This is a genomic window from Aeromicrobium sp., assembly GCF_014378035.1.
Taxonomy (GTDB): domain Bacteria; phylum Actinomycetota; class Actinomycetes; order Propionibacteriales; family Nocardioidaceae; genus Aeromicrobium.
Genome location: NZ_JACMOM010000222.1, coordinates 1 through 2,483, shown reverse-complemented (window position 1 = coordinate 2,483; position 2,483 = coordinate 1). Strand labels below are relative to the sequence as shown.

Genomic DNA, 2,483 nt, shown 5'->3' with positions numbered 1-2,483 from the left:
ACGCTCGCCTGGGAGGTGATGACCGGCGGTCTGCAGCAGGACGGCACGCCCAGCCGGATGGCCACCTACGTGGACGCCGGCACCGGCAAGGTGCTGCGTCGCGAGGAACAGATCGAGACCGTCGACGGCGCCGGGCAGACGCTCTACAGCGGCACCGTGGCGCTGAACCTGACGCAGTCGGGCTCGACGTACCAGCTCAAGGACGCCAGCCGCGGCGGGACCTACACCACCGATGTGGCCAACAAGACCGACGGTGCACTGTGCTCCGTCCTCGGGTCCGGCTGCGCGAGCGGCGCTGTCGTCACCAGCACCACCACCACGTTCGGCAACGGCACCACCGCCGACCGGAAGTCGGCGGCCGCCGACGCGCAGTACGGGACCGACGCCACCTGGGACTACTACCAGGAGGTGCACGGGCGCAACGGCATCTTCGGCACCGGTGCGGGTTCCTTCAACCGGGTGCACTACGGCAAGAACTACGTCAACGCCTTCTGGGACGGCACCAAGATGACGTACGGCGACGGTGACGGCGTCAACTTCGGACCGCTGGTCTCCCTCGACGTGGCAGGCCACGAGATGTCGCACGGTGTGACCGAGAACTCCGCCGGCCTGACCTACTCCGGTGAGTCGGGCGGCCTCAACGAGGCCACCTCCGACATCTTCGGCACGATGGTGGAGTTCCACGAAAGCAACGCCAGCGACCCGGGTGACTACCTCATCGGTGAGGAGTTCGACCTGAAGAACGGTGCGGGATTCCGCCGGATGGACAACCCGATCGCGGACGGCTCCTCGCCGAACTGCTACAGCGCGAACACCAAGAACCTCGACGTGCACTACTCATCGGGTGTGGGCAACCACCTCTTCTACCTGCTGGCCGAGGGCTCGGGGGCCAAGACGATCAACGGGATCGCCCACAGCTCCACGACGTGCAACGGCTCCACGGTGGCCGGCATCGGCCGCGACGCGGCACAGAAGATCTGGTACCGCGCGCTCACGGTCTACATGACCTCGGGCACGACGTACTCCCAGGCCCGCACCGCGACCCTGAGCGCCGCCCAGGACCTCTACGGTGTCGGTAGTGCCCAGCAGGGCGCCGTCGCTGCGGCATGGAGCGCGGTCAGCGTCGGCTGATCACGACGCACGAGAGCCCGCCTCGATCAGTGGTCGGGGCGGGCTCTCGTGATGCTGGTGGCGCGAGCATCGAGGGGGTTCTCTCAGGGCTCGACGGTGACCTTGATGGCCTCGCCACTCGTGACCAGGTCGAAGGCCTCCAGCGCACGCTCCAGCGGAATGTGGGCGGTGATCAGGTCCTTGACCGGCACCTGCCCGCTGGAGATGTAGGCGAGGGCGCGCTTGTTGTGCTCCGGGGCGGAGCCGTTGGCGCCGTGGATGTGCAGCTGGCGGTAGTGCACGACGTTGGAGTCGCAGGTGATCGTCGGATCGGTCTTGGGCAGGCCGCCGAAGAACGAGATCCGGCCGTTGCGCGCCGCCATCGCGATCGCCTGCTCCTGCGTCACGTTGGCGGCCGTTGCGGTGATGACCACGTCCGCGCCGCGGCCTCCGGTGAGCTCCATGACCCGAGCGACGACGTCGACCTGCGAGCCGTCGATGGTCTCCTCGGGGTGCACGGCCTCGGCCGACATCCTGAGGCGCTCGGCGTTGACGTCGACCAGGTAGACAGGCCCGACGGCATGCACGCCGCGGGCGATCCGGATGTGCATGCAACCGATCGGTCCGGCGCCGAAGACCACGACCGTGTCTCCGGGCTCGATACCGAGCAGCTCCTGGGCGTTGATCGCGCAGGCGAACGGCTCGGCGGCGGACGCCTCGTCGTACCCCACGTTGTCGGGAATCAGGTTCAGGCCGTCAACCTTGAGGACCTGCTTCGGCACGATCATGTACTCGGCGAAACCGCCGTCGTACTGGTAGCCGACAGACGTCTGGTTCTGGCAGACCGCCATCCAGCCCTTGTTGCACTCGTGGCAGTCCCCGCAGGGCACGGCCGCGATCACTTGGGCGCGATCGCCCGGCTTCCAGTCGCTGCCGTACGTCGCGTTGACGTCCGCACCGACCTCGACGACCTCGCCCGCCACCTCGTGACCGATGGTGCGCGGCGGGGAGAGGTTCTGGTGACCGTTGTGGAAGATCTTGACGTCCGTGCCGCAGGTGGAGCAGTTCTTCACCTTGATCTTGATCTCGTCGGGCCCGCACCCGGGCTCCGGGACATCCTCGAGCCGGACGTCCTCAGGGGCGTAGAACCGTAGGGCCTTCATGGTGTCCTCCAGATGCTGGTGTCTCGGGCGAGGTGACAGGGGTGTGTCTGCCGTCACTCTAAGACGACAAACATTCCGACGTCGATGGTCGAGCATACGTAATTTACGTGGATGTCGCTGTGAACGTGTTGGTTTGAGGGGCCTTGACGACCTCTGTGGGGGGAGATATAAAGATAATCACAGAAAGTGCGTGATGAGCATCACAGGCTT

The 2,483-nt window shown here is 66.3% G+C and carries 2 protein-coding genes; one reads left to right on the top strand and one right to left on the bottom strand.

All coding sequences use genetic code 11. From position 1 onward, the window contains the following. Positions 1 to 1,131: M4 family metallopeptidase (locus tag H7290_RS11540; RefSeq protein WP_290514164.1), on the top strand; the 1,131-nt coding region annotated here is incomplete at its 5' end. Between the two features lie 83 nt (positions 1,132 to 1,214). On the opposite strand, the gene H7290_RS11535 is transcribed toward H7290_RS11540, so the two are convergent. Further along, complete coding sequence (locus H7290_RS11535) at positions 1,215 to 2,273, bottom strand: zinc-dependent dehydrogenase (protein WP_290514163.1); 1,059 nt, start codon at positions 2,271 to 2,273, stop codon at positions 1,215 to 1,217. Positions 2,274 to 2,483: the final 210 nt, after the last annotated feature.